General features: G+C 72.7%; 24 protein-coding genes. 19 read left to right on the top strand and 5 right to left on the bottom strand.

Translation table 11 applies throughout. The features are described from left to right. The first annotated feature begins 81 nt into the window (after positions 1 to 81). From A6A06_RS36855 to A6A06_RS36840, 4 genes are all read left to right on the top strand, one after another. Complete coding sequence (locus tag A6A06_RS36855; protein ID WP_073767872.1) at positions 82 to 1,449, top strand: glutamine synthetase family protein; 1,368 nt, start codon at positions 82 to 84, stop codon at positions 1,447 to 1,449. Positions 1,450 to 1,462: 13 nt separating this feature from the next. Next, positions 1,463 to 2,830, top strand: a complete 1,368-nt coding sequence (locus A6A06_RS36850; RefSeq protein WP_073767870.1) for an aldehyde dehydrogenase family protein — start codon at positions 1,463 to 1,465, stop codon at positions 2,828 to 2,830. Continuing rightward, positions 2,831 to 3,643, top strand: coding sequence for a 3-oxoacyl-ACP reductase (locus A6A06_RS36845; protein ID WP_073767868.1), 813 nt, complete (start codon positions 2,831 to 2,833; stop codon positions 3,641 to 3,643). A 129-nt stretch (positions 3,644 to 3,772) separates the two neighbouring features. Further along, positions 3,773 to 5,071 (top strand): hypothetical protein, encoded by a 1,299-nt coding sequence (locus tag A6A06_RS36840; RefSeq protein WP_073767866.1) that lies wholly within the window; start codon positions 3,773 to 3,775, stop codon positions 5,069 to 5,071. A 24-nt stretch (positions 5,072 to 5,095) separates the two neighbouring features. On the opposite strand, the gene A6A06_RS36835 is transcribed toward A6A06_RS36840, so the two are convergent. Next, positions 5,096 to 6,313, bottom strand: a complete 1,218-nt coding sequence (locus tag A6A06_RS36835) for an amino acid deaminase/aldolase (RefSeq protein ID WP_073767864.1) — start codon at positions 6,311 to 6,313, stop codon at positions 5,096 to 5,098. Between the two features lie 224 nt (positions 6,314 to 6,537). Between A6A06_RS36835 and A6A06_RS43655 the strand changes: the two genes are divergently transcribed. From A6A06_RS43655 to A6A06_RS36815, 4 genes are all read left to right on the top strand, one after another. Further along, complete coding sequence (locus tag A6A06_RS43655; RefSeq protein WP_274535911.1) at positions 6,538 to 7,851, top strand: hypothetical protein; 1,314 nt, start codon at positions 6,538 to 6,540, stop codon at positions 7,849 to 7,851. After that, positions 7,848 to 9,008, top strand: coding sequence for a type VII secretion-associated serine protease mycosin (mycP, locus tag A6A06_RS36825; protein ID WP_073767862.1), 1,161 nt, complete (start codon positions 7,848 to 7,850; stop codon positions 9,006 to 9,008). The genes A6A06_RS43655 and mycP overlap by 4 nt, the downstream gene beginning before the upstream one ends. 423 nt (positions 9,009 to 9,431) lie before the next feature. Beyond that, on the top strand, positions 9,432 to 10,169 hold the full coding sequence (locus A6A06_RS36820; protein WP_073767860.1) for an SseB family protein: 738 nt from the start codon (positions 9,432 to 9,434) through the stop codon (positions 10,167 to 10,169). A gap of 89 nt (positions 10,170 to 10,258) precedes the next feature. Next, on the top strand, positions 10,259 to 10,987 hold the full coding sequence (locus tag A6A06_RS36815) for an MIP family channel protein (protein WP_073767859.1): 729 nt from the start codon (positions 10,259 to 10,261) through the stop codon (positions 10,985 to 10,987). A gap of 315 nt (positions 10,988 to 11,302) precedes the next feature. Here A6A06_RS36815 and A6A06_RS36810 read toward each other — a convergent pair whose 3' ends face one another. After that, positions 11,303 to 11,701, bottom strand: a complete 399-nt coding sequence (locus A6A06_RS36810) for a DUF1844 domain-containing protein (RefSeq protein WP_073767857.1) — start codon at positions 11,699 to 11,701, stop codon at positions 11,303 to 11,305. A 353-nt stretch (positions 11,702 to 12,054) separates the two neighbouring features. On the opposite strand from A6A06_RS36810, the gene infC reads away from it, so the two are divergent. The 10 genes from infC to A6A06_RS36760 all read left to right on the top strand — a co-directional run bounded on the left by infC (position 12,055) and on the right by A6A06_RS36760 (position 22,976). Then, positions 12,055 to 12,687: a translation initiation factor IF-3 gene (gene infC / locus A6A06_RS36805; protein WP_073768361.1), complete on the top strand. Its 633-nt coding sequence runs from the start codon at positions 12,055 to 12,057 to the stop codon at positions 12,685 to 12,687. Positions 12,688 to 12,808: 121 nt separating this feature from the next. After that, positions 12,809 to 13,003, top strand: coding sequence for a 50S ribosomal protein L35 (gene rpmI, locus A6A06_RS36800; protein ID WP_073767855.1), 195 nt, complete (start codon positions 12,809 to 12,811; stop codon positions 13,001 to 13,003). A gap of 105 nt (positions 13,004 to 13,108) precedes the next feature. Next, positions 13,109 to 13,492: a 50S ribosomal protein L20 gene (rplT, locus tag A6A06_RS36795; protein ID WP_073767853.1), complete on the top strand. Its 384-nt coding sequence runs from the start codon at positions 13,109 to 13,111 to the stop codon at positions 13,490 to 13,492. A 102-nt stretch (positions 13,493 to 13,594) separates the two neighbouring features. Beyond that, positions 13,595 to 14,449 carry a TrmH family RNA methyltransferase gene (locus tag A6A06_RS36790; protein WP_073767851.1) on the top strand — a complete coding sequence of 285 codons (855 nt, stop codon included), beginning with the start codon at positions 13,595 to 13,597 and terminating at the stop codon, positions 14,447 to 14,449. A 39-nt stretch (positions 14,450 to 14,488) separates the two neighbouring features. Continuing rightward, complete coding sequence (locus A6A06_RS36785) at positions 14,489 to 15,622, top strand: sensor histidine kinase (protein WP_073767849.1); 1,134 nt, start codon at positions 14,489 to 14,491, stop codon at positions 15,620 to 15,622. A gap of 141 nt (positions 15,623 to 15,763) precedes the next feature. After that, positions 15,764 to 16,888, top strand: a complete 1,125-nt coding sequence (gene pheS / locus A6A06_RS36780) for a phenylalanine--tRNA ligase subunit alpha (RefSeq protein WP_073767847.1) — start codon at positions 15,764 to 15,766, stop codon at positions 16,886 to 16,888. Continuing rightward, on the top strand, positions 16,888 to 19,470 hold the full coding sequence (gene pheT / locus A6A06_RS36775; RefSeq protein ID WP_073767846.1) for a phenylalanine--tRNA ligase subunit beta: 2,583 nt from the start codon (positions 16,888 to 16,890) through the stop codon (positions 19,468 to 19,470). Before pheS ends, pheT begins: the two co-directional genes overlap by 1 nt. Before the next feature lie 232 nt (positions 19,471 to 19,702). Beyond that, positions 19,703 to 20,926: a PP2C family protein-serine/threonine phosphatase gene (locus tag A6A06_RS36770; protein WP_073767845.1), complete on the top strand. Its 1,224-nt coding sequence runs from the start codon at positions 19,703 to 19,705 to the stop codon at positions 20,924 to 20,926. A gap of 132 nt (positions 20,927 to 21,058) precedes the next feature. Continuing rightward, positions 21,059 to 22,396 (top strand): transcriptional regulator, encoded by a 1,338-nt coding sequence (locus tag A6A06_RS36765; protein ID WP_073767844.1) that lies wholly within the window; start codon positions 21,059 to 21,061, stop codon positions 22,394 to 22,396. A 49-nt stretch (positions 22,397 to 22,445) separates the two neighbouring features. Continuing rightward, positions 22,446 to 22,976 carry an NUDIX domain-containing protein gene (locus A6A06_RS36760; protein WP_073767843.1) on the top strand — a complete coding sequence of 177 codons (531 nt, stop codon included), beginning with the start codon at positions 22,446 to 22,448 and terminating at the stop codon, positions 22,974 to 22,976. A gap of 42 nt (positions 22,977 to 23,018) precedes the next feature. Here A6A06_RS36760 and A6A06_RS36755 read toward each other — a convergent pair whose 3' ends face one another. Both A6A06_RS36755 and A6A06_RS36750 read right to left on the bottom strand, forming a co-directional pair. Continuing rightward, positions 23,019 to 23,276: a hypothetical protein gene (locus tag A6A06_RS36755; protein ID WP_199931391.1), complete on the bottom strand. Its 258-nt coding sequence runs from the start codon at positions 23,274 to 23,276 to the stop codon at positions 23,019 to 23,021. 528 nt (positions 23,277 to 23,804) lie between these two features. Then, on the bottom strand, positions 23,805 to 24,662 hold the full coding sequence (locus A6A06_RS36750; RefSeq protein WP_073767842.1) for a 3-hydroxybutyryl-CoA dehydrogenase: 858 nt from the start codon (positions 24,660 to 24,662) through the stop codon (positions 23,805 to 23,807). A 183-nt stretch (positions 24,663 to 24,845) separates the two neighbouring features. Between A6A06_RS36750 and A6A06_RS36745 the strand changes: the two genes are divergently transcribed. Beyond that, positions 24,846 to 26,144, top strand: coding sequence for a glycoside hydrolase family 10 protein (locus tag A6A06_RS36745; protein ID WP_073767841.1), 1,299 nt, complete (start codon positions 24,846 to 24,848; stop codon positions 26,142 to 26,144). 22 nt (positions 26,145 to 26,166) lie between these two features. Here the strand turns inward: A6A06_RS36745 and A6A06_RS36740 are convergent, their stop codons facing one another. Further along, entirely contained in the window at positions 26,167 to 26,370 is a 204-nt protein-coding gene (locus tag A6A06_RS36740) for a DUF1918 domain-containing protein (protein ID WP_073767840.1), read from the bottom strand. Between the last annotated feature and the right edge of the window lie 78 nt (positions 26,371 to 26,448).

Raw genomic sequence — 26,448 nt, 5'->3', positions numbered from 1 at the left:
CCGTCCACCGGAACCCCTTCCCAACCAATGGTTCGCGGGCCTACCTTATGACCTCCGGATGCAGCGAAAGGAGGCACCACCGTGGCAGACCGCACGCCCCCGCTCTCCGTCGAGGAGCTGAGAAGGCTCGTCGACGCCGGGGAGATCGACACTGTCGTCCTCGCCTTCACCGACATGCAAGGCAGGCTCACCGGCAAGCGGTTCGCCGCCCGTCACTTCCTCGACGAGGTGCTGGAGCACGGGACCGAGGGCTGCAACTACCTCCTCGCCGTGGACGTCGACGTCAACACCGTGCAGGGCTACGCGATGTCCTCCTGGGAGCACGGCTACGGCGACTTCGCCATGCACGGCGACGCCGCCACCCTGCGCCGCACCCCGTGGAACGCCGGAACCGCCCTGCTCACCGCCGACCTCGCCTGGCACGACGGCTCGCCGGTCGCCGCCTCCCCCCGGCAGATCCTGCGCCGCCAGCTCGACCGGCTCGCCGAGCGCGGCTGGAGCGCCTACGCGGGCACCGAACTGGAGTTCATCGTCTTCCGGGACACCTACGAGGACGCCTGGAACCGCGGCTACCGCGGTATGACCCCCGCCAACCAGTACAACACCGACTACTCCGTCCTCGGCACCGGCCGCGTCGAGCCCCTGCTGCGCCGCATCCGCAACGAGATGGGCGCCGCCGGAATGACCGTGGAGTCCGCCAAGGGGGAGTGCAACCTCGGCCAGCACGAGATCGCCTTCCGCTACGACGAGGCGCTGACCACCTGCGACCAGCACTCCGTCTACAAGACCGGCGCCAAGGAGATCGCAGCCCAGGAGGGCATGGCGCTCACCTTCATGGCCAAGTACGACGAGCGCGAGGGCAACTCCTGCCACATCCACCTCTCGCTGCGCGACGAGGCCGGGCAGCCCGTGATGGCCGACGACTCCGGCCCGCACGGCATGTCGACGGTCATGCGGCACTTCCTGGCCGGACAGCTCGCCGCCCTGCGCGACTTCACGCTCTTCTACGCCCCCAACATCAACTCCTACAAGCGCTTCCGGCCCGGCTCCTTCGCCCCCACCGCCGTCGCCTGGGGCCCGGACAACCGCACCTGCGCCCTGCGCGTCATCGGCCACGGCCACGGCCACCGCCTGGAGAACCGCCTGCCCGGCGGCGACGTCAACCCGTACCTCGCGGTCGCCGCCATGGTCGCGGCAGGGCTGTACGGCATAGAGCACGAGCTGGAACTCCCCGAGGCGTGTACCGGCAACGCCTACACCGGCGACGCCGAGCACGTGCCCGCCACCCTGCGCGAGGCCGCCGCCCTGTGGGAGGCCAGCCCCATCGCCCGCGAGGCGTTCGGCGACGAGGTCGTCGAGCACTACCTCCACATGGCCCGCGTCGAACAGGACGCGTACGACGCCGCCGTCACGGACTGGGAGCGCTTCCGCTCCTTCGAGCGCATGTAAGGAAAGCTGCGACGTGTTGCAAGAGCTGCGCATCATCAACCCGGTGACCGAGGAACAGGAAGCCGTCGTCCCCGTCACCACCCCCGCCGAGGTGGACACCGCGGTCCGCCGGGCCGCCGCGGCACAGGAGAAGTGGGCCGCGCTGCCGCCCGGCGACCGGGCCCGCGTCCTGCGGCGGTTCGCCGTCGTCGTCGAGGAGAACACCGAGTCGCTGGCCCGGCTGGAGCTGGCCGAGGCGGGTCACCCCCTGGGCAACGCCCGGTGGGAGGCGAACAACGTCGTCGACCTGCTGCACTACGCCGCCGGGGGAGTGGAGCGGCTGACCGGCACCCAGATCCCCGTCGCGGGCGGCCTGAACATCACCGTCCAGGAGCCGCTGGGCGTCGTCGCCGTCATCGCGCCCTGGAACTTCCCGATGCCGATCGCCGCCTGGGGCACCGCCCCCGCGCTCGCGGCCGGCAACGCCGTCCTCCTCAAGCCCGCCGAGACCACCCCGCTCACCGCCCTGCGCCTCGCCGAGTACGGGCTCGCGGCGGGCCTGCCCGAGGGCCTGTTCCAGGTCCTGCCGGGCGAAGGCGCGGTGACCGGCAACGCCCTCGTCGAACACCCCGGCGTCGCCAAGGTCGTCTTCACCGGCTCCACCGCCACCGGCCGCCACATCGCCGCCCGGTGCGCCGCGCAGACCAAGCGCCTCACCCTCGAACTCGGCGGCAAGAGCCCCAACATCGTCTTCGCCGACGCCGACATCGAGCGGGCGGCGGCCGCGACGCCCGGCTCCTTCCTCGACAACACCGGCCAGGACTGCTGCGCCCGCAGCCGCATCCTGGTCCAGCGCTCGGTCTACGACCGCTTCATGGAGCTGCTGGAGCCCGCCGTGAAGGCGTACGTCGCGGGCGACCCCGCCGACCCGGCGACGCAGATGGGCCCGCTGATCTCCGCCGCCCAGCGCGAACGCGTACGGTCCTACGTCCCCGAGGACGCCCCGGCCGCCATCCGCGGCGAGGTGCCCGAGGGCAAGGGCTTCTGGTACCCGGCCACCGTCCTGGAAGGCCGGCCGGACGACCGTACCGCCGTCGAGGAGATCTTCGGCCCGGTCGCCGTCGCCATCCCCTTCGAGGACGAGGCCGACGCCGTACGGCTCGCCAACGCCACCGACTACGGCCTGTCCGGCTCCATCTGGACCCGTGACGTGGGCCGCGCCCTGCGCGTCTCCGGCGCCGTCGCCGCGGGCAACCTCTCCGTCAACTCCCACAGCAGCGTCCGCTACTGGACCCCGTTCGGCGGCTACAAGCAGTCCGGCCTCGGCCGGGAACTGGGCCCCGGCGCGCTCGCCGCCTTCACCGAGACCAAGAACATCTTCATCAGCACCGAGGAGAGCTAAGTGACCGACCAGACCGCCGCGGCCACCGAAGGCAGCGCGACCCCCGTGTGCCGCCGGCTCGTCGGCCGCACCGCCGTCATCACCGGAGCCGGCAGCGGCATCGGCCTGGCCACCGCCCGCCGGCTGGTCTCCGAGGGCGCGAACGTGGTCTGCGCCGACATCGACGAGAAGGCCGGCAAGGCCGCCGCCGAGGAGGTCGGCGGCACCTTCGTCCAGGTGGACGTGACCGACTCCGACCAGGTCGAGGCGCTGTTCAAGGCCGCGTACGACACGTACGGCTCGGTCGACGTGGCCTTCAACAACGCCGGTATCTCGCCCGCCGACGACGACTCGATCCTCACCACCGGGCTGGACGCCTGGAAGCGCGTCCAGGAGGTCAACCTCACCTCCGTCTACCTGTGCTGCAAGCACGCGCTGCCGTACATGCAGCGCCAGGGCAGGGGCTCCATCATCAACACGGCGTCCTTCGTGGCCGTGATGGGCGCCGCCACCTCGCAGATCAGCTACACCGCCTCCAAGGGCGGCGTGCTGTCGATGTCCCGCGAGCTGGGCGTGCAGTTCGCCCGCGAGGGCATCCGGGTGAACGCGCTGTGCCCGGGGCCGGTGAACACGCCGCTGCTGAAGGAACTGTTCGCCAAGGACCCGGAGCGGGCCGCGCGCCGCCTGGTGCACGTCCCGGTCGGCCGGTTCGCCGAGCCGGAGGAGATCGCCGCGGCCGTCGCCTTCCTCGCCAGCGACGACGCGTCCTTCGTGAACGCCGCGGAGTTCCTGGTGGACGGCGGAATCGCAGGGGCGTACGTCACACCCGTGTAGGCCACAGCCTTCTTCGCGGATACAGTCCGAAGATCACCACCGGGACCGGCGCCCCGGCGTGCCGGTCCCGGTGTGCTCATGCACGCAGGAACGTCAATGCCGACATTCCGCCCCAATCACCGGAGAACCATGCGCACCAGACACGCCCTCGCCCTGGGACTCGCCGCCGCCGCGACCGTCACCACCCTCGCGGCCACCGGACCCGCGGTCGCCGCGCCCGCGCACCCCGCGAAGGCCCCGGAGCGTACGAGCTGTCCGCAGCTCTCCAAGCACATCAAGTGGTACGGGAACAACCGCGCCAAGATCCAGCGCATGATCGACGAGCGCGGCACCTGCTCGCACCCGAAGCCGGGCCCCGAGGGCCGCCCCGTCGCCGCCTTCGACTGGGACAACACCGTCGTCAAGAACGACATCACCGACGCCACGCTCGCCTGGTCCCTCAAGCACGACAAGATCCTGCGCCCCAAGAGCTGGAAGGCCACCAGCCCCTGGATGACCACGGCCGCCGCCCGCGCCCTGACCAAGGCGTGCGGCACCTCCGTACCCGCCGGACGCCCGCTGCGCACCTCCAAGAACGCCGCCTGCGCCGACGAGATCATGGAGATCCGCGGCACGGCCCGCACCATGGACGGCAAGGCCGCCTTCGCGGGCGAGTGGAACCACCGCCGCACCAAGCCCGATTACGCCTGGGTCCCGCAGCTGTTCGCCGGCCTGACCCCGGCCCAGCTCACCTCGTACACCCGGCAGGCCCGCGCCGAGGTCCTCGCCGCGCCCATCGGCGCGAAGCAGACCGTCGGCACCCACCAGCTGGCCGGCTACGTCCGCTACTACGACCAGCAGAAGGACCTGATCCGCACCCTCAAGGCGGCCGGCTTCGAGGTCTACATCGTCTCCGCCTCCTCGGAGACCGTCGCCGAGGCGTGGTCCGGCGGCGTCGGCATCGACCGCGCGCACACCATCGGCGTCCGCAGCCTGATGAAGAACGGCAAGTTCACCACCGGCATCCGCGGCTGCGGCGACGTCAAGGACGGCCACGGCGAGGTCCTGCCGTACATGGACGGCAAGCGCTGCCTGATCAACCAGGAGATCTTCAAGATCAAGGGCGCCGAGGCGTGGCGGTTCCAGGACCCCGCGCACCGCATCGCGCTCGGCGGCGGCGACGCCAACACCGACGTCACCTTCGTCAACGACGCGACCGGCGTGCACCTGGCCATCAACCGCAACCAGCCGGAACTGATGTGCCGCGGCTACGACAACGCCGACGGCCGCTGGGTGGTCAACCCCATGTTCATCGAGCCGCTGCCCCGTAAGTCCGGCACGTACCCCTGTGCCACCAAGGGCTACACCAACACCGACGGCGGCCTCGGCTCGGTCCGCCGCCCCGACGGCACGGTCGTCCCCGACCAGAAGGACCGCATCCACGCCTGACCCGGCACGCGGGGAGGGCCGTACCTACAGGAAGGTGCGGCCCTCCCCGCGGTACGTCGGCACCGTCTCCACCACCCGGTCCCCCTCGACCAGGTGCAGCTCCGCGAAGCGTTCGCACAGCTCACCGGCCTTGGCGTGCCGGAACCACACCTTGTCGCCGGGCCGCAGCCCGTCCGCGGCCGCCCCCAGCAGCGGCGTCTGCACCTCCCCGGCCTCCTCCTGCGGGTCGTAGCGCAGCCCCGCGGGCAGATACGGCACCGGCGACCGGTCCGGGCCCGCGACGCCCGACGCCGGATAGCCGCCGCCCAGCACCGTCACCACGCCCTCACCGGGCCGCCGCACCACCGGCAGCGCGAACACCGCCGCCGGACGGCCCGTGAACGACCGGTAGTTGTCGAACAGCCGCGGCACATACAGGCCCGACCCGGCCGCCACCTCCGTCACCGCGGCCTCCGCTGCCGTGTGCTGCACACTGCCCGTACCGCCGCCGTTGACGAACTCCAGGTCCGGCGCCTCGGCCCGTACCGCGCTCACCACCTCCCACCGCCGCCGCGCCAGGTCACGGCGCGCCGCGGTCTGCATCGCCCGCACGGCCCGGGACCGCAGCGGCTGCCCGGCGACCTCGTCACCCACACCCGCCACATGCCCCTCGTACGCCATCAGCCCCACCACCCGGAACCCCGGACGGCGCGTCACCGCGCGGGCCAGCGCGGCCACCTGCTCCGGGCGGCTCAGCGGCGACCGCCGCGCACCGACCCGCACCCGCCCGCCCAGCGGCCGGAAGGCGGTGTCCCACTCCAGGCACACCCGGATCTCCTCGCCGCCACCCGCCGGACGCGCGGCATCGATCAGGTCCAGCTGCGCCACGTCGTCGACCATCACCGCCACCGAGGCCGCCGGCTTCGGATCCGCCGTCAGCTCCGCGAAGCCCGCCCGGTCCGCCGACGGATACGCCAGCAGGACGTCCTCGAACCCCGACCGGGCCAGCCACAGCGACTCCGCCAGCGTGAAACCCATGACCCCCGCGAAGCCGTCCCGCGCCAGCGCCCGCTCCAGCAGCGCCCGGCAGCGCACCGACTTGCTCGCCACCCGCACCGGCTTGCCCTGGGCCCGCCGCACCAGATCGGCAGCGTTCGCGTCGAAGGCCGCGAGATCCACGACGGCCAGCGGCGCGTCGAGCAGGGCGGTGGCCCGGTCCAGCCGGGCCCGGTCATCCACCGCGTCGCACGTGTACCGGGACATGGCCGCAGCCTGCCAGAACGCGCTACGGGTGGGTAGAGGGGAAGAACACGACAGACCGGGCGCCGGACGCCCGGCCACGGCGGACGAGTTGGAGCACCGGCGGCGCCAGCCCGTAGAGTGTCGGACGCCGCAACCAGCAGGTCAGCGGCGTGATGTCCGGATACGGACCACCCTGCCCCGATTGCCTGGCGGGCGGGGAACACAGGGCGCGAGGGGGAGCGCGGGTGAGCACCGAAGCCGATTTCGCCGACGCGCATCGCCTTCCCCGCACCCCGCCCCGGGCTCCGCAGGTACCCGCACCGCCCGCCGAGGACCCGCAGACCGCCGTCCTGCGCCCCGTCCCGCCGGAAAAGCCCGCGACACCCGGCCCCGGCCCCATGCCGCCCGCCGCACCCGCCCCGGGCCCGGCCACCGCCCCGCCCCGTACGGCCGCGCCGCCCACCCCCGCAGGCGGCCCGCCCCCGGACACCATCCCGCCCCGCCCCGCCCACGCCCCGGCCCGTACGGACGCCACGCCCGCGCCGATCCCCGCCCAGGCCCCGCCCCGTACGGACGCCGTGCCCGCCCCCGCCCAGACCCCGGCGGACCGTTCCGCCACACCCCGCGACACCGCCGCCTTCCACCTCGCCAACAGCGAAGCCCTCTGGAACGGCCCCGGCGACGCACACCCGGACGGCACACCCACCCCGCCCCGGCCCACCCGGCCACCCGCCGAGAGCGCACCGCCCCCCACCGGACGCCCGCTCGCACCACCGGCCCCCGCGGCCCCGCCGTACGCCACCGGAGGCCCCCGGCGCAGCGCACTCGCGGCCGCCGGACTCGTACTGGGCCTCGGCCTCGTCGCGGGCGCCGCCGCTGGCACCTGGCTCGCCGGCGACGCCGACGGCAGCCCCGCCGCCGAAGCCGTCTTCGCCCAGGGCCGCGAGGTCTGGCACAGCGCCCCCGTCGACACGCTCTTCCCCCGCACCGTCAACGGCCTGGGCACCGGCCCCGGCGGCGCCGACCGCACCTGGTTCCGCGCCGCCGTCGCCCCCGAAAGCGGCTGCGCGGACGCCTTCGACCCGCTGCTGGCCAAGGCACTCGCACCGGTGGGCTGCAACCGCCTGGTACGCGCCACCTACGTCGACGCCACCCGCACCAACCTCGTCACCGTCGGCGCCGTCTCCACCAAGGCCGACCGCACCGCGATGACGGACCTGCGCCGCCGCTTCGCCACGGAGCACCTGGACACCCGTACGGACCTGATGCCCCGCCCGTACGCCGCCAAGGGCACCCCCGCAGCGGACTTCGGGCCCGCCCAGCGCGCCAGCTGGAGCATCCGCGTCCTCGACGACCTGCCCGTCGTCGTCTACGCCGTCTCCGGCTTCGCCGACGGCCGCCCCGTGGACGACCCGCAGCCCGCCGCCGAAGCCACCCGCACCGGCGCCACCACCGCCCCCGCCGAAGCCGGACTGGGCCACGACGCGAAAGCCGTCACCGAGCGGATCGAGCAGACCTTCCGCAAGCAGGCCGCCAAGGGAACCACGGAGACGCCATGACCAGGCCCCTGCTGCGCGCAGCGGGCGTCGCGCTGTCCGCCGCCGCGCTGGCCGTGCTGCCCGCCCTGCCCGCCCACGCCGACGGCATACGCGCCCAGGAATGGGCACTGAAGGCCATGCACACCGAGGAGGCATGGGAGACCACCAAGGGCGACGGCATCACCGTCGCCGTCCTGGACACCGGCGTCGACGCCAACCACCCCGACCTCCAGGGCCAGGTCCTGCCCGCCAACGACCTGGTCGGCTTCGGAGCGGCCCCCGGCGACAGCTCCTGGGCGGAGCACGGCACCGCCATGTCCGGCATCATCGCAGGCCACGGCCACGGCGCCGACCGGTCCGACGGCGTCATCGGCGTCGCCCCCGAGGCGCGCATCCTCCCCGTCCGCGTGATCCTCGAAGACAGCGACCCCGAGCGCCGGCGCGCCCGCAGCGAACGCGCCGGCGCCCTCGCCGACGGCATCCGCTGGGCCGCCGACCACGGCGTCGACGTGATCAACCTGTCCCTCGGCGACGACAGCAGCTCCGCGCACCCCGAACCCCGCGAGGACGCCGCCATCCAGTACGCCCTGAGCAAGGGCGTCCCGGTCATCGCCTCGGCCGGCAACGGCGGCAAGGACGGCGACCACGTCTCCTACCCCGCCGCCTACCCCGGCGTGATCGCCGTGACCGCCGTCGACCAGTGGGGCTCCCGCGCCAACTTCTCCACCCGCCGCTGGTACGCCACGGTCTGCGCACCCGGCGTCGGGGTCGTCATCGCCAACCCGGACCGCAAGTACTACGAGGGCTGGGGCACCAGCGCCGCGTCCGCCTTCGTCTCCGGCGCGGTGGCACTGATCCGCGCCGCACACCCGGACCTCAGCCCCGCCCAGATCAAGAAGCTCCTCACCGACACCGCACAGGACACCCCCGAGGGCGGCCGCAACGACGAACTGGGCGCCGGCATGGCCGACCCGGCAGCCGCCATCGAAAAGGGCGCCGCCCTCGAACCGACCCCCCAGAAACCCGAAACAGCCGCCTACGGCAAGGCGTACTTCGGCACCGGCCCCGCCGCCGACACGACCACCCCCGACACCACCTGGCTCCCCTGGACCGCCGCCGCAGCAGGCATAGCCCTCATCACCACCTCAGCCCTCCTGTGGCGCAAACGCCACAACTAATAACCAGCACAGACCCACGAACCGACCCGGTCCCGGCCACAACGGCGCCGCACCCACCCCCTCACCGACCCGGTCCCGACCCCAACGGCGCCGCACCCAGCCCCCTACCTCCAGAACCACGCACCCTCCTCCCCACCCTTCCCACGGAAGGGGGCGGGCCGGAGCGGCCTGCCGCGCAGGCCCGCCCCCGAACCAGACAGCCCCGCGCAGCGGCCACAGCCCGCCGCAGGCGCAACGGCTCCGCACCCGAAGGCGAACCGGCACCGACGAACCGGCCAGGCCCGCCGCAGGCGAACCGCACCCGAGGGCGAACCGCCACCGACAATCCGGCCAGGCCCGCCGCAGGCGACCGGCAGCCAAAAGCGAACCGGTACCGACCGGCCCAATCCCGGGCCCAAAGGGCCCAGCCGCTACGCTCAACCCGTGCTCAAGAACATCCCCACCTCGGACTTCTCCGACGACGACGGCACCGCCGACCCGGAACTGACGGCCGCCCTGACGGCCCACTCCCAGGCCCGGACCGCCGAGACCGAGAACCGGCTCCTCCCGCTGCTGAGCCGGGCCCGGCTCCTCGTACCGGTCGTCGCCGTCCTCGGCGAGGTGGAGACCGGCCCGGACGGCCTGAAGCGGGAGAAGACCAGCGACATGGCCGTGCCGACGCTGCAGGCCCCCGACGGCCGCCGCGCGCTGCCCGCCTTCACGTCCATGGAGACGCTGCACCGCTGGCGCCCGGACGCCCGCCCGGTGGCCGTACCGCTGCGGCAGGCCCTGCTCGCCGCCGCCCACGAGAAGGCGGACACCGTCGTCATCGACCTGGCGGGCCCGGCGACGTACCAGCTCACCGGTGCCGCGCTGCGCGCCCTCGCGGAGGGCCGGGAGAGCACCGACCCGCGCGAGGACCCGGCCGTCACCGACGCGCTGCGGACCCTGCTGGCCGCCGAGCCGGACGTACTGGCCGCCCGCCTGGATCCCTCGGCGGAGGCCGACGCGACCCTGGCCCTCGGTCTCGCGCCGGACGCCACGCCCGCCGCCGTCGCACAGCGCCTGGCCGAGGCGCTGGCCGCCGACGAGACGCTGCGCTCCCGGCTCGTACGCGGCCTCGACCTGGCCCTGCTGCCGCCCGGCTCCGAAAGCGCCGGCGAACCCTTCTACACGCGCTGACCCGGCGGTCCCGGACGCCACCGACAGGCGGATCCCCGTGACGGGCCTCACAATGCGAGGAGAGAGCAAGATCCGCGCGAGGAGGCCCCATGGAGACGACAACGGAGACCCGCACGGTCGTATCCGAGTTCCTCGGGACGCTGCTCCTGGTGTTCTTCGCCGTCGGCTCCGCGGTGCTGGCCGGCGAGTACATCGGAACCTTCGGCATCGCCCTGGCATTCGGCTTCACCCTGTTGGCCCTGGCATACGCGCTCGGCCCGATCTCGGGCAGCCATCTCAACCCGGCGGTGACGCTCGGCATGCTGCTGGCCCGCCGCATCACGCCCCGTGCGGCGGCCGAGTACTGGATCGCCCAGCTGCTGGGCGGCATCGTCGGCGCGGCGCTGCTGTTCCTGGTCGCCAAGCAGGTGCCGGGCCTGAAGACGAGTGAGGCCTTCGGGTCGAACGGGTGGGGCGACCGGTCCGCCGTGCACATCAACCTCGGCGGCGCCTTCGTGGCCGAGATCGTGCTGACGTTCCTGCTGGTGTTCGTGGTGCTGGCGGTCACGCACAAGGTGGCGGTGGTCGGCTTCGACGGCCTGCCGATCGGCATGGCGCTGGCGGTCGTGCACCTCGTCGGCATCCCGCTCACCGGTACATCCGTGAACCCGGCCCGCAGCATCGGCCCGGCCCTGTTCGCGGGCGGCGGCGCGCTGTCGCAGCTGTGGCTGTTCATCGTCGCGCCGCTGATCGGCGGCGCGCTGGCCGCGGTGGTGCACCAGATCACCCACCCGCCCCAGGAGCCCAAGCTGGTCGCGGACGAACGGTCCGCGGTCTAACGGGACGCCCGGACACCCCACGGCACCCGCCCACAGAGCAGAAGCCCCACGGCGCAGCCAAACAGCAGGGCCGCCCCCGGCCGGGAGCGGCCCTCTCACCTGCGCGCCGGGCGACCCCCGGGGTCACAGCCAGGGCTGCGTACGGGACACACGCCCCACCCGCACCCCTACGCGCCCGGTACGGCGCCCCGCACCCCTACGCGCCCGGTACGGCGCCCCGCACCCCTACGCGCCCGGTACGGCGCCCCGCACCCCTACGCGCCCGGCACGGGCGCCCCGCACGGGCACGCCCCACGCCGAAGCGCCCGGTACGGGCTACCCGTACACCGGCCCCGTGAACTTCTCGCCCGGCCCCTGCCCCGGCTCGTCCGGCACGAGGGACGCCTCGCGGAAGGCGAGCTGGAGGGACTTCAGCCCGTCCCGCAGCGGCGCGGCGTGGTACGAGCCGATCTCGGTCGCGCTGGCCGTGACCAGCCCGGCCAGCGCCTGGATGAGCTTGCGCGCCTCGTCGAGGTCCTTGTGGTCGGCGCCCTCCTCGGCGAGCCCGAGGTTGACCGCGGCCGAGGACATCAGGTGCACGGCGACCGTGGTGATCACCTCGACGGCCGGTACGTCCGCGATGTCGCGGGTCATGGAGTCGAAGTCCGGGTTCACGGGGGCGGCGGGGCCGCCCGGGTCCGCCGGTCCGGGCTGCTGCGGGGTCTGGTCACTCATGGCTCGCGCTTCACTTCCTGCTCAGGGGATCGGCCCAACCTTATGGGGCGGCCGCGGCCGGGTGGGTCCCGCCCCTCGGCTCGTGTATTCTGGGAATCCGACCGGTCGAGTACTGACGTGCCCGACCCACAAGTGGAGGCTCCGATCTCCCACCCGAACCGACCTCACGGTCGGCGGGTCAACGGTCCGGCTGCGCCCCGCGATGACATCGCGGCGGTGCTCCTGATCCATTGAGGAGCCCCGCCTGTGTCCCGTCCGGGGCGTTTTTCGTTTTCCGGCGCGGTTGGTCACATCGAAACAGACGTTACGCGGCAGTCCGCCAGGCCGTCGCGTGGTGCTACCGAGGAGGATCCATCAGCGCCGAGCCCCGCATCAACGACCGGATTCGCGTCCCTGAGGTGCGACTCGTCGGTCCCAGTGGCGAGCAGGTCGGCATTGTGCCGCTTGCCAAAGCCCTGGAGCTTGCGCAGGAGTACGACCTCGACCTGGTCGAGGTGGCGGCGAACGCCCGTCCGCCGGTCTGCAAGCTCATGGACTACGGAAAGTTCAAGTACGAGTCGGCCATGAAGGCCCGTGAGGCGCGCAAGAACCAGGCGCACACGGTCATCAAGGAGATGAAGCTCCGGCCGAAGATCGACCCGCACGACTACGACACCAAAAAGGGTCACGTCGTCCGGTTCCTCAAGCAGGGTGACAAGGTCAAGATCACGATCATGTTCCGTGGTCGCGAGCAGTCCCGCCCCGAGCTGGGCTTCCGACTGCTGCAGCGTCTCGCGGAGGACGTCCAGGACCTGGGGTTCATCGAGTCGAACCCCAAGCAGGACGGCCGCAACATGATCATGGTCCTCGGTCCGCACAAGAAGAAGACCGAGGCGATGGCCGAGGCCCGCGAGGCGCAGGCTGCCCGCAAGGCGGAGCGCCAGGGTCTTGCTCACGAGCACGAGCAGGACGTCGAGGAGCCCGCCGAGGAGCCCGCCGAGGCGTGATCCAGGGCGCGAGCCCCGGAGTACGCCAGGGTCCGCCCCGGATACCAACCGATACATCTGACGCCCCCGGGCGCCGGTCCCCGGACCGGTGGGGGCGCCATCCAAGAGGAGAGAACGGCGCATGCCGAAGAACAAGACGCACAGCGGTGCCAGCAAGCGCTTCAAGGTCACCGGTTCCGGCAAGGTGATGCGTGAGCGCGCCGGCAAGCGCCACCTGCTCGAGCACAAGTCGTCCCGCGTGACGCGTCGCCTCAGCGGCAACGCCGAGATGGCCCCGGGCGACGCCGCGAAGATCAAGAAGCTTCTCGGCAAGTAAGTCCTGGCCGCCATGCCCCCGCGGCGCGGCACAGGACCTGGACCGGGACCCATTCGATTCGGGCCGTGTGAAGACAACCACGGCCCCGCTACAAGGAGTTAACAAGTGGCACGCGTCAAGCGGGCAGTCAACGCCCACAAGAAGCGCCGGGCGATCCTCGAGCAGGCCAGCGGCTACCGCGGCCAGCGTTCCCGCCTCTACCGCAAGGCGAAGGAGCAGGTCACCCACTCCCTCGTCTACAACTACAACGACCGCAAGAAGCGCAAGGGCGACTTCCGTCAGCTGTGGATCCAGCGCATCAACGCCGCTGCCCGCGCCAACGGCATGACCTACAACCGCTTCGTGCAGGGTCTCAAGGCCGCCAACGTCGAGGTGGACCGCAAGATCCTGGCCGACCTCGCGGTCAACGACGCCAACGCGTTCGCCGCGCTGGTCGAGGTGGCCCAGAAGGCGCTGCCGAGCGACGTCAACGCCCCGAAGGCCGCCTGAACCACGGCCTGAGGCACGTTTGTCACGGACCCGCAGGCCACGGCCTGCGGGTCCGGCGCTTTCTGCACGCCCCCAGACACCCGAAGAAGTGAGCCGCCGCCCATGGGCACCCCCGAGTTGATCTCCCCGCGTTCCGCACGCGTCGCCGCCGCCCGGCGGCTGGCCCGCCGCAACTTCCGCGGCAAGGAGCGCCGGTTCATCGCCGAGGGCCCGCAGGCCGTACGCGAAGCCGTCGAGCACCGCTCCGGCGGCGAGCGCACACTCGTCGAGCTGTTCGCCACCCCGGAGGCCGCCGAGCGGCACCCGGAGATCGTGGCCGCGGTGCGGGCGGCCGGTGTGCCGGTCCACTTCGCCGACGACGCGACCATCGCCGAGCTCTCCCAGACCGTCACCCCGCAGGGCCTGATCGGGGTCTGCCGGTTCCTGGACTCGCCCTTCGAGGAGATCCTGGCCGCCCGGCCGAAGCTGGTCGCGGTACTCGCCAACGTCCGCGACCCCGGCAACGCCGGCACCGTACTGCGCTGCGCGGACGCCGCGGGCGCCGACGCGGTGGTGCTGACCGACGCCTCCGTGGACCTGTACAACCCCAAGTCGGTACGCGCCTCCGTCGGCTCGCTCTTCCACCTCCCGGTCGCCGTGGGCGTACCGGTCGAGCAGGTCGTCGGCGGGCTGCGGGACGCCGGCGTACGCATCGTGGCGGCCGACGGCGCGGGCGCCGACGACCTGGACGCCGAGCTGGACGCGGGCACCATGAGCGGCCCGACGGCCTGGGTGTTCGGCAACGAGGCGTGGGGCCTGCCGGAGGAGACCCGCGCACTGGCGGACGCCGTGGTGCGCGTACCCATCCACGGCAAGGCCGAGAGCCTCAACCTGGCCACGGCCGCCGCCGTCTGCCTGTACGCCTCGGCCCGCGCCCAGCGCACCACCGGAGGGTCCCGCTCCGCCTCCCGCGACTAGTAGGGTTGCGTGCCCGGGGGACCGGAAGGGGGTAGCGGGATGAGTGCGAGGGCATCCGGTACGACGGTCGCTGCCGAGCCCTGTCCGGATGACGGCCCCGTGCCCCTCGGCGCCGGTCCCGCCGGCGCCGGGCCCGACCCGGACGACCTGCCGGACGGCCTGGTCGTCGCCGACGAGACCGGCCGGGTGATCTGCTTCAACGCCGCCGCGGCCCGGATCACCGCGATCGACCCGAACGACGCGCTGGGCAGGCCGCTGGAGAAGGCGTTACCGCTCCAGGACATCGAGGGCCGCCGCTGGTGGCAGCTGACCGACCCGTACGGGGGACTGGCGATCCGCAGCGGCCAGCCGGAGCGCAACCTGCTGCTCGGCGGCCGTGAGGTGCTGGTCTGCGCGCGGTACGTGCGCAGCCGCCCCACCGGCCCCGTCCGGCGCCTGGTCGTCACGCTGCGCGGCACCGAGGCGCGGCGCCGCACCGAGCTGAGCCACGCCGAGCTGATCGCCACCGTCGCCCACGAGCTGCGCTCGCCGCTCACCTCCGTGAAGGGCTTCACCGCCACCCTGCTCCAGAAGTGGGAGCGCTTCACCGACGACCAGAAGCGCCTGATGCTGGAGACCGTGGACGCGGACGCCAACCGCGTCACCCGGCTCATCGCCGAACTTCTGGACATCTCCCGTATCGACTCGGGCCGCCTGGAGGTGCGCCGCCAGCGGGTGGACATGGTCTCCGCCGTACGCCGGCACGTCCAGGCGCAGACGACGGCGGGGCAGCTGCCCGACCGCTTCCTGATCCGGATGATCGAACCGCTGCCCGATCTGTGGGCGGACCCGGACAAGGTCGACCAGGTGCTGGGAAACCTGCTGGAAAATGCGGTGCGGCACGGTGCGGGAACCGTCACCATCGAGGTAGGACCGGTATCGAGCGGCTCCGGAGCGGAAGGGACGAGCGTCACCGTGAGCGACGAGGGCCCCGGCATTCCCGAGGAGTCGATGAGCCGCGTCTTCACCCGCTTCTGGCGGGGCAGCAAGCGCGGCGGCACCGGCCTGGGCCTCTACATCGTCAAGGGCATCGTCGAGGCCCACGGCGGCACGATCACGGTCGGCCGGGCGCCCGCCGGCGGCGCCCTGTTCCGATTTAGCCTGCCCGTCGGGACGCCGGCCTTCATGGCCTGAGCGGTGCCCGGCGGGCTCCTCCCCGTCGGGGCTCGGATGAGGCGCGGCCGCCCTGCCCCGTAGACTGCACCTTTGGCACCTTTGGCACTGCACACGTCGGGGGCAAGCCGCGCGCCAAGCCCATCGGAAGCACGGGAAGAGATGTCCGCACCCAATAAGTCGTACGACCCTGTCGAGGTCGAGGCCCTGAAACCGGAAGAGATCGCCCGCATGCGGGACGAGGCGCTCGCCGCCATCGCCGCCGCCGGTGACCTCCAGGAGCTCCACGAGGTGAAGGTCGCGCAGACCGGCGGCACCTCGCCGCTGGCGCTGGCCAACCGCGAGATCGGCGCACTGCCGCCGCAGGCCAAGGCCGACGCGGGCAAGCGCGTCGGCCAGGCGCGCGGCCAGGTCGGCCAGGCGCTCAAGAAGCGCCAGGAAGAGCTGGAGGCGGAGCGCGACGCCCGGGTGCTGGTCGAGGAGGCGGTGGACGTCACACTGCCGTACGACCGCGCCCGCTCCGGCGCCCGGCACCCGCTCACCACCCTCTCCGAGCGGATCGAGGACGTCTTCGTGGCCATGGGCTACGAGGTCGCCGAGGGCCCCGAGGTCGAGTCGGAGTGGCTGAACTTCGACGCCCTGAACCTCTCGCCGGACCACCCGGCCCGCACGACGCACGACACGTTCTTCGTCGAGAACGCCGCGACGGAGTCCGACCAGTCCGGTGTGGTGCTGCGTACCCACACCTCGCCCGTGCAGATCCGGTCGATGCTCGACCGCGAGCCGCCGCTGTACGTGGTCTGCCCCGGCCGCGTCTACCGCACCGACGAGCTGGACGCCACCCACACCCCGGTGTTCTCGCAGGTCGAGCTGCTCGCCATCGACGAGGGCCTGACCATGGCGGACCTCAAGGGCACCCTGGACCACATGGTCGAGTCGCTCTTCGGCGAGGGGATGCAGACCCGGCTGCGGCCGAACTACTTCCCGTTCACCGAGCCGTCCGCCGAGATGGACATGGTCTGCTACGTCTGCCGCGGCGCCTCCGTCGGCAACCCGGAGCGCCCCTGCCGCACCTGCTCCAGCGAGGGCTGGATCGAGCTGGGCGGCTGCGGCATGGTCAACCCGCGGGTGCTGGTGGCCTGCGGCGTCGACCCGGAGAAGTACAGCGGATTCGCCTTCGGGTTCGGCATCGAGCGGATGCTGATGTTCCGCCACAACGTCGAGGACATGCGAGACATGGTCGAGGGTGACGTCCGGTTCACCCGGCCTTTCGGGATGGAGATCTGATGCGGGTCCCGCTTTCCTGGCTGCGGGAGTACGTCGACCTGCCGGCCGGCGAGTCCGGCCGCGACGTACAGGCCAAACTCGTCGCCACCGGTCTGGAGGTCGAGACCGTCGAGCAGCTGGGCGCCGGCCTCGAAGGCCCCCTGGTCGTCGGCAAGGTCCTGACCATCGAGGAGCTGGAGGGCTTCAAGAAGCCGATCCGCTTCTGCACGGTCGACGTCGGGCAGGCCAACGGTTCGGGCGAGCCGCAGGAGATCGTCTGCGGCGCGCGCAACTTCGCGGTCGGCGACAAGGTCGTCGTGGTGCTCCCCGGCGCCACCCTGCCCGGCGACTTCAAGATCGCCGCGCGCAAGACGTACGGCAAGGTCTCGCACGGCATGATCTGCTCGGGCGACGAGCTGGGCATGGGCGATGACGGTACTGATGGCATCATCGTGCTGCCGCCGGAGTACGAGCCCGGCACCGACGCCATCGAGCTGCTCCAGCTCGTCGACGAGGTCCTGGACATCGCCGTCACCGCCAACCGCGGCGACTGCCTGTCCCTGCGCGGCATCGCCCGCGAGGCGGCCATCGCCTACGGCCTGCCGCTGCGCGACCCCGCGCTGCTGGACGTGCCCCCGCCGAACTCCTACGGCTACCCGGTCAAGGTCGCCGACCCGATGGGCTGCGACCGCTTCACGGCCCGTACCGTCGTCGGGCTGGACCCGGAGGCACGCTCCCCGATCTGGCTGCGGCGCCGTCTGCAGAAGGCCGGGATGCGCCCGATCTCGCTCGCCGTGGACGTCACCAACTACGTGATGCTGGAGCTCGGCCAGCCGCTGCACGCCTACGACCGCTCCCGCGTGGACGGCACGATCGGCGTGCGCCGCGCGGAGCCCGGCGAGAAGCTGACGACCCTGGACGGCACCCAGCGCGTCCTGGACGACGGCGACCTGGTCATCACCGACAACCGCGGCCCCATCGGCCTCGCGGGTGTCATGGGCGGCGCCAACACGGAGATCGCGGACGCGGTGGCCGACCCGGAGACCGGCGTGATCGCCGGTACCACCGACGTCGTGATCGAGGCCGCGCACTTCGACGCGGTCTCCATCGCCCGCACCGCCCGCCGGCACCGGCTGACCTCCGAGGCGTCCAAGCGCTTCGAGCGCGGCGTCGACCCGCAGGCCGCGTCCGCCGCGGCGCAGCGCACCGTCGACCTGCTGGTGCTGCTCGCGGGCGGCACCGCCGAGGCCGGTGTCACCGAGGTCGTCTCGCCCAGCGGGCCGCGCACGATCACCGTGAGCGCGGACCACCCGGACCGCGTCGCGGGCGTCACGTACGGCCGCGAGACCGTCGTACGGCGTCTCCAGCAGGTGGGCTGCGACGTGTATGGAAATACTGCCGCGTGGAACGCGTCGTTGAGGGGCGGTGGCCGGGAGACGGGCGGGCAGGACGAGCTGGTCGTGACCGTGCCGTCCTGGCGGCCCGACCTGACCGACCCGAACGACCTGGCCGAAGAGGTCATCCGTCTGGAGGGCTACGAGAACCTGCCCTCCACGCTGCCGAAGCCGCCCGCCGGGCGGGGCCTGACGGAGCGTCAGCGGCTGCACCGCAGGGTCGGCCGCGCGCTGGCCGGCGCCGGCTACGTCGAGGCGCTGAACTACCCGTTCATCGGCGAGACGGTGCTCGACCAGCTCGGCCTCGACGAAGACGACCCCCGCCGCCGGACCGTGCGACTGGTCAACCCGCTCTCGGACGAGGAGCCGCTGCTCCGTACGACGCTGCTCCCCGGCCTGCTCACCGCGCTGCGGCGCAACGACGGCCGCGGGTCGCACGATCTCGCGCTCTTCGAGACCGGCCTGGTCTTCCGGCCGACCGGTGACGAGAAGCCGGCCGTGCGGCTGCCCGTCGACCGCCGTCCGACCGACGAGGAGATCGCCGCGCTGGACGCCGCGCTGCCCGAGCAGCCGCGCCGTGTCGCCGTGGTGCTCGCCGGTGCCCGCGAGCAGGACGGCTGGTGGGGCAAGGGCCGCCCGGCCACCTGGGCGGACGCCGTCGAGGCGGGCCGTACCGTGGCGCGCGAGGCGGGCGTCGAGCTGATCGTGCGCCAGGACCAGCACGCGCCCTTCCACCCGGGCCGCTGCGCGGCGCTGCTCGCCGTGACCGACGGCGAGGAGGTGCTCGTCGGCAACGCCGGTGAGCTGCACCCGCGCGTCACCAAGGCGCTCGGCCTGCCGGAGCGCACCTGCGCGATGGAGATCGACCTGGACCGCCTGGAGCGGGCCGGTCTGGGCGTCGTCCAGGCGCCGAGGATCTCCACCTTCCCGGTCGCCACCCAGGACGTCGCGCTGATCGTGGACGCGTCGGTCCCGGCGGCCGAGGTGGAGGCGTCGCTGCGCTCCGGCGCGGGCGACCTGCTCGAATCGCTGCGGCTGTTCGACGTGTTCACCGGTGAGCAGGTGGGCGAGGGCAAGAAGTCCCTGGCCTACGCCCTGCGCTTCCGTGCGCCCGACCGCACGCTGACCGCCGACGAGGCGTCCGCCGCCCGTGACGCGGCGGTCGCCACCGCGGTCGAGAGGACGGGCGCGGTGCTGCGCGGCGCCTGATCCACGCGGGCATCCCGCCGGGGCCCGGTGACGAACCTGAGGTTCGTCACCGGGCCCCGGCGCATTTCCCCCGCCTTCACCCGATCGGGTGAGATCAGCGCGCAAAGTGTCCGTTTGACCACAACCGGTCGCAAGAATCGTCACCGGACGATGCGGCTTGCTCAGACAGAGGGTCTGCCGCGGGGCAAGGGCCGGGCCGACCGCCTCGATGGTTGCTGGGGGGAGCATCGGCATGATCCGATCCTGGGCGCGGCGGGCCGCGGCGCGACCGCGGGCCGAGCGGGCCCGGCGGGCCTTCGTCCTCGTGCTGCCCGGCCTGTGGGTGCTCGGCGTGCTGGCCTGGGAGCTGTGCACCCCCGCCAAGGGCCAGTTCCTCCAGCTCCTCGCCGCGGCCCCCGCGATAGCCTGCGCCGGCACCGGCCGGCGTCAGTGCGTCGTCCTCGGCGGCCTGTGCGCGCTGCTCGCACTGCTGCCCTTCGGGGCGACCCCCGGTGTGCACGCCCTCACCCGCGTCGGCACGTGCTGCGCCGTCCTCGTGATCGTCGCCGCCAGCTACCTCACCGCCGGGCGGCGCCTGCGCCTGCTGCGGGAGCTGGAGCGCACGAAGGAAGTCGCCACCGCCGCGCAGCGGGTGCTGCTGCGCCCGCTGCCCCCGCGCGTGGGCGGCATCGTGGTCGCCGCCGACCACCTCGCGGCGGACGAGGCGGCGTCGGTCGGCGGCGACCTGTACGACGTCGTGGCGTCACGGCACGGCGTACGGGTCGTCATCGGCGACGTGCGCGGCCACGGCCTCGGCGCCATGGGCACGGTCGGCGCGATGCTCGGCAGCTTCCGGGAGGCGGCCCACGACGAGCCGGAGCTGGGCGGTGTGCTCCGGCGCCTGGAGCGTGCGCTCCAGCGGCATCTGCGGGACCGGGCGCGCGCGGAGCACCCGTCGGCGGGCGGCGGGGAGCCGGAGAGCCCGCTGTCCGAGGAGTTCGTGACGGTGCTGCTGGTGGAGATCGCCCGGGACGGCTCCGTACGGGCCCTGAACTGCGGGCACCCCTGGCCGTACCGGCTCAGCCGCGAGGGCGCGCTGCCGGACGCGCCCGGCGAACCGATGCCGCCGCTCGGACTCTTCCCGCTGCCCGCCGACCTGCCCGCGGTGGACCGCCCGCCGCTGCTGCCCGGCCAGGCGCTCTTCCTGCACACGGACGGGGCGACGGACGCGCGGGACGCCGGCGGGGTGTTCTTCCCGCTGCCGCGGGCGCTGGACGACAGCGTCCGGTCGGTCCGGGACTGCCGCGCCTCCGGGGTGGTGGAAGGGGTGCGGACCGCGCTGCTGCGGCACTGCGGCGGACGGCTGTCCGACGACGTGGCGCTGCTGGTGCTGTGCAACGACCGCCTGCGGGTACCCGCCCAGGCGGACGCGGCGGCCCTGGCGCGCGGGCGCGTCCGGGCGGGGCGGGCGGAGTGAAGGGCGGCGCGGCCGGTTCGCACCCCGTGTGAAGGCCGCTTCATTACGCTGATCTCAAAGGGTTGTTGAGTCGACAAGTCTACGGGCGGTCGTCCCGGCCGGGGGGCGGGACGACCCCGTCAGGAGGGCACCATGGAGCCCAACAGCCTGCTCGACGCGATTCTCGACGAGGCAGGCATCTCGCATGCCGGGCTGGCGCAGCACGTCAACCAGCTCGGACGGCAGCGCGGACTCGCGCTGCGCTACGAACACACGGCCGTCGCCCGGTGGTTGAAGGGCCAGCGGCCGCGGGGCCAGGTGCCCGACCTGATCTGCGAGGTCCTCGGCGAGCGGCTGCACCGGGCCGTGGGACTCGACGACATCGGACTGAGCCGTCCGGGAGTGCGCCGCGTCCCGGACACCCCGCTCTCCGGATTCGTGGAGCGGGCCACCGCGCTGTGGCGGTCCGACGAGCAGCAGCGCCCCCATGTGCTGTCCGCCCCCGCGCTCACCGGCACCTCGGCGGTCATCCCCGTATGGGAGTGGGAGAACCCGCCCGAGGACTCCGACGTGTCCCGGGACGGCCTGACCAGGGTCTCCATGGCGGACATCGAAATGCTCCGCGCGGCGCGTACGCACTACGAGCAGATGTACCGGAAGGCGGGTGGTATCGCGACGAGAACGCGGGTCGTGGGATTCCTCAACACCGAGGCGGCGCCGCTGCTGCGCGGCAGTTACACCGACGCGACGGGGCGTCAGCTCCACCGGGCCACCGGCGGACTGGTGGCCGTCGCGGGAATCTGTGCGTACGACTCGGACGCCCTGGGGCTGGCCCAGCGCTACTTCCATCAGGCGCTGCGGCTGGCCAAGGCGAGCGGGGACCGGGGGCTCGGTGCGTACATCATCGCGCTGCTGGTCAACCAGTCCCTGTTCGTACGGGAGTACCGTCAGGCGGTCGCCTTCGCGGAGGCGGCCCTGCGCACGGCGGGGCCGCAGATCACCCCGGCGCTCGCGGCGGATCTCTACGCGATGCAGGCCAAGGCGTACGCACGCCTGGGGGACGGCGCGAGCGCGCTCTCCTGCATCCGGCGTGCGGAGGCGGCGGCCGAGCGCATCCGCCCCGGTCAGGAACCCGACGAAACGGATTACGTCCAGCCGGGCCTGGTGAACGTCCAAGTGGCGGAGGCGCTGCTGAGCCTGGGGGACCTGCGTGCCGCCCGGGCCCACGCGGACGCCGCCGTCGACACCCCCGCGCACGACCGGGGCCGGGTCCACCGGCTGGCCATGCTCACCCATATCGAGCTGCGCCAAGGGGACGCGGACCAGGCTGTGGCCAACGCCGCGCAGATGACCGAACAGGCGCGGGGAATGGAGTCGCAGCGGTTACGGGACCGGCTGCGGGCGGTGCGCGAGCACCTGGCCGAAACCGGAGGTTCCGCCACCGACGAAGCTGCCGATCTGATCGACGAGGCGCTGCGCGTTCCACTGTGAAGCCGGCCCGTGTCACCTTGCCTGCTCAACGGCGGAAGGTGGCACATACGTGCGATGGAAGAATCTCAGTGAGCAGACCGTGTACGAGAACCGCTGGTTCCGGGTCAACCTCGCCGATGTCGAACTCCCCGACGGCCGTCATCTGGATCATTTCCTGATCCGGTTGCGGCCCGTCGCCGTGGCCACAGTGGTCAACGAGGCCAACGAGGTGCTGCTGCTGTGGCGGCACCGCTTCATCACCGACACCTGGGGATGGGAACTCGCCGCGGGCGTGGTCGAGGACGGCGAGGACATCGCCGCCGCGGCCGCCCGGGAGATGGAGGAGGAGACCGGGTGGCGCCCCGGCCCCCTCGAACACCTCCTCTCCGTGGAGCCGTCCAACGGCCTCACCGACGCGCGGCACCACATCTTCTGGTCCGGCCAAGGCGCGTACGTGGGCCATCCCGAGGACGACTTCGAGTCCGACAAACGGGAGTGGGTCCCCTTGAAACTGGTACCCGACATGATCGCCAGAGGGGAGGTGCCGGCCGCCAACATGGCGGCCGCACTGCTGCTGCTGCATCACATCCGGCTGGGGTGACCCGGACCGCGGCGCGTCAGGCGCGCCGCGTGCCCGCCGGCCTCAGCGCCCCATCGCCTGCCATACGGCGATTGCCAGCGCCGCGAGCCCCGTGAGTGCGGCGATGGAGGGCAGCGGCCAGCGGCCGTGCTCCAACCGCGTGACGCGGGCCTGCACGTCGCCCGCGTCACGTTCGTTCTGTTCGGAGCGCTGCGCGAGCAGCGCCAGTTGGCCGTCGACCCGTGCGGTCCGCACATCGAGGCAGCGTCTCAACTCCGCCATGTCGGTGGCAACCGGGTCGGGTTCGGGGTGGGCGGTCACGGTCCGCTCCTCTTTCCTCTCTCGGGCGGGACTTCGTTGTCCATACGCGCACCAGTCAACTGCCTCGGCACGTACGGGGGGAGCGTGTGCGGGACGAATATGCGGGTCTGCCGCGCACACCCCGTGTGAAGTCACCCGCCGTGACGGCCTCCGGGGGGTGCGGATTTCACACGGGGTGTGAACCCCGCACCCGAAGCCGCCGCGTTCACACGCTCCCGGCCGCGGCCCGCAAGGCCGAAGCTGTTCTCAACGGGGGCCGCTGCCGGTGGACGGGCGCCCATCGGCCGGTTGTCCGCCCGCCGTCTTTCCCCCGAGCGGCGGGCGGACCACGACGGGGGGCGCCACTCAGGGGGCCGGAAGGACGGCGGGCGGCACATACGGTCGCGGGCTTCGCACCGGCGACGCGGAAAAAGGGCGGGGCCGGGGCACCGGTCCCGCCCTTACTCCTGCGCGGGCCGGCGGCCGAGAAACGGCGTGCGGGCCGCCCCCTCCCGGGGACGGCCCGCACGCCGTGCTGTCGTTGACGGCTCAGTACGGGTAGAAGCCGGAGCCCGTCTTCCGTCCCAGCCGTCCCGCGTCGACCATGCGGGCGAGCAGCGGGGGAGCGGCGTAGAGGGTCTCCTTGTATTCGTCGTACATCGAGTTGGCGACCGAGGCGACCGTGTCCAGGCCGATCAGGTCGGAGAGCCGGAGCGGGCCCATCGGGTGGGCGCAGCCCATCTCCATGCCGTTGTCGATGTCCTCGCGGCTGGCGATGCCGGACTCGAACATCCGGATCGCCGAGAGCAGGTACGGGATCAGCAGCGCGTTGACGACGAAGCCGGAGCGGTCCTGGGCGCGGATCGCGTGCTTGCCCAGGACGTCCTGGACCAGCTGCTCGGCCCGCTTGATCGTCTCCTCGCCGGTGGTCAGCGCCGGGATCAGCTCGACCAGCTTCTGCACCGGCGCCGGGTTGAAGAAGTGGATGCCGATGACCTGGTCCGGGCGGGACGTGGCGACGGCCAGCTTCACCAGCGGGATGGAGGAGGTGTTGGAGGCCAGGATCGCGTCCGGGCGGGTGACCACCTGGTCGAGGACCTGGAAGATCTCCGTCTTGACCTGCTCGTTCTCCACGACCGCCTCGATGACGAGGTCGCGGTCGGCGAACTCGCCGAGGTCGGTGGTGAAGCTGAGCCGGCCGAGCGTCGCGTCGCGCTCCGCGACGGTGATCTTGCCGCGCTCGGCTGCCTTGCCGAGGGAGTTGGTCAGCCGCGTACGGCCCAGCTCCAGCGCCTCGCCGGTGGTCTCAGCGACCATCACGTCCAGGCCGGAGCGGGCGCACACCTCGGCGATTCCGGCGCCCATCTGGCCGCAGCCCACCACTCCGACGCGTTCGATGTCGGTCACATCGTGCCTTTCGCTGATCTCGGGGTCCGGCGGGGCGCGTGGGGTCGTCGTCCGTGCCTGCGGCAGGGACCCCGGCGTCCGCCTCGGCCCCGACGTTACTCCGCGGGGTGCTGTGCGGAGGGGGCAGGGGCGGGCATGCTGTTGTCCTGAGACGGGACGTACCGGGCACTTTGGGGGCGCGGCATGAGACGGATCACACGAAGAGCGTTCGCGGTGGCGGCCCTTTCGGCGGCCGCCGCGGCACCGGCGACGGGCAGCGCGTCGGCCCGCGGCCGGGGCGCGAACGGCGGCCGGCCGGAGTTCCGCGGCATGTGGCTGGCCACGGTCGCCAACCGCGACTGGCCTTCCAAGGCGGGGCTGCCGGCCGCCTCGCAGCAGGCCGAACTGCTCGCGTACCTGGACGCGGCGGTGGCACGCCGCCTGAACACGGTGGTCTTCCAGGTGCGGCCGACGGCGGACGCGCTGTGGCCGTCCCCGTTCGAACCCTGGTCGGAGTACCTCACCGGGGTCCAGGGCCGCGACCCGGGCTGGGACCCGCTCGGCTTCGCCGTGCGCGAGGCCCACCGGCGCGGCCTGGAACTGCACGCCTGGTTCAACCCGTACCGCATCGCCAACCACACCGACCCCTCGCGGCTGGTGCCGACCCACCCGGCGCGGCTGCATCCGGACTGGGCCGTGCCGTACGGCGGCAAGCTCTACTACAACCCGGGCCTGCCCGAGGTCCGCGCCTTCGTGCAGGACGCGATCCTCGACGCGGTGGAGCACTACGACGTCGACGGCGTCCACTTCGACGACTACTTCTACCCCTACCCGGTGGCGGGCCAGACCTTCGACGACGACGCCGCATACGGGGAGTACGGCGGCGACTTCGAGAACCAGGCGGACTGGCGGCGCGACAACATCGACCTGCTGGTGCGCGAGACCGGGGAGCGGGTGCGCGCGGCACGGTCGCCGGGCGGCGGCCGGGGGCCGGGCCGGTGGGTCAGGCGGCGCCGCAGGCACCACCGCCCCGTACGGTTCGGTATCAGCCCCTTCGCCATATGGCGCAACCAGGCCACGGATCCGTCCGGATCCGACACCCGGGCCGGCGTGCAGACCTATGACGACCTCTACGCCGACACCCGTAAGTGGGTGCGCGAGGAGTGGATCGACTACATCGTGCCGCAGGTGTACTGGAACATCGGCTTTCCCGCCGCCGACTACGCCAAACTGCTGCCCTGGTGGTCGGAGACGGTCACCGGAACCCGCGTACGGCTGTGCATCGGCGAGGCGCTGTACAAGGCGGGCGCCCCCGGACAGCCGCCCGCGTGGCAGGACCCCGCCGAACTCTCCCGCCATCTCACCCTGGCCCGCGGCTACCCGAAGGTGCGCGGCCACATCTTCTTCTCGGCGAAGGAGGTGGCCGAGGACCGCACCGGGGCGATGGCGAAAGTCGTGGCCGACCACTACCACGGGCCGGTGCGGCCCCCGCGCCCCGCATGAGGGCGGCGGCCCGCCCGGACCGCTACTCCTGGGCGTCGGCCGCCGGGAAGTGCCGTACGACGGTGTCCGGGCCGGGCGACATCAGCGTCTCGTGGCCGTCCTCGAAACGCACACGGTACGGCGGGTTGCCGTCCGCCCCCAGGACTTCGATGACCTCGGCCGTCCGGTCGTGTTGCCCCACGATCCTGCCGTGCACCAGCAGCCGGTCTCCCACACTCGCTCTCATCGGCTACGGCCTCCTCGTCAGTCGGTCGGAGGGTGAGTCTTCCGTGGCGGCAAGTCTACGGCCGGGTTCCGCCGTTGC

It is taken from the genome of Streptomyces sp. CB02923 (genome assembly GCF_001905005.1).
In the GTDB taxonomy this organism is placed as follows: Bacteria; Actinomycetota; Actinomycetes; order Streptomycetales; family Streptomycetaceae; genus Streptomyces.
The sequence above is the reverse complement of the archived record's forward strand: the minus strand, read 5'-3'. Positions and strand labels throughout refer to the sequence as shown.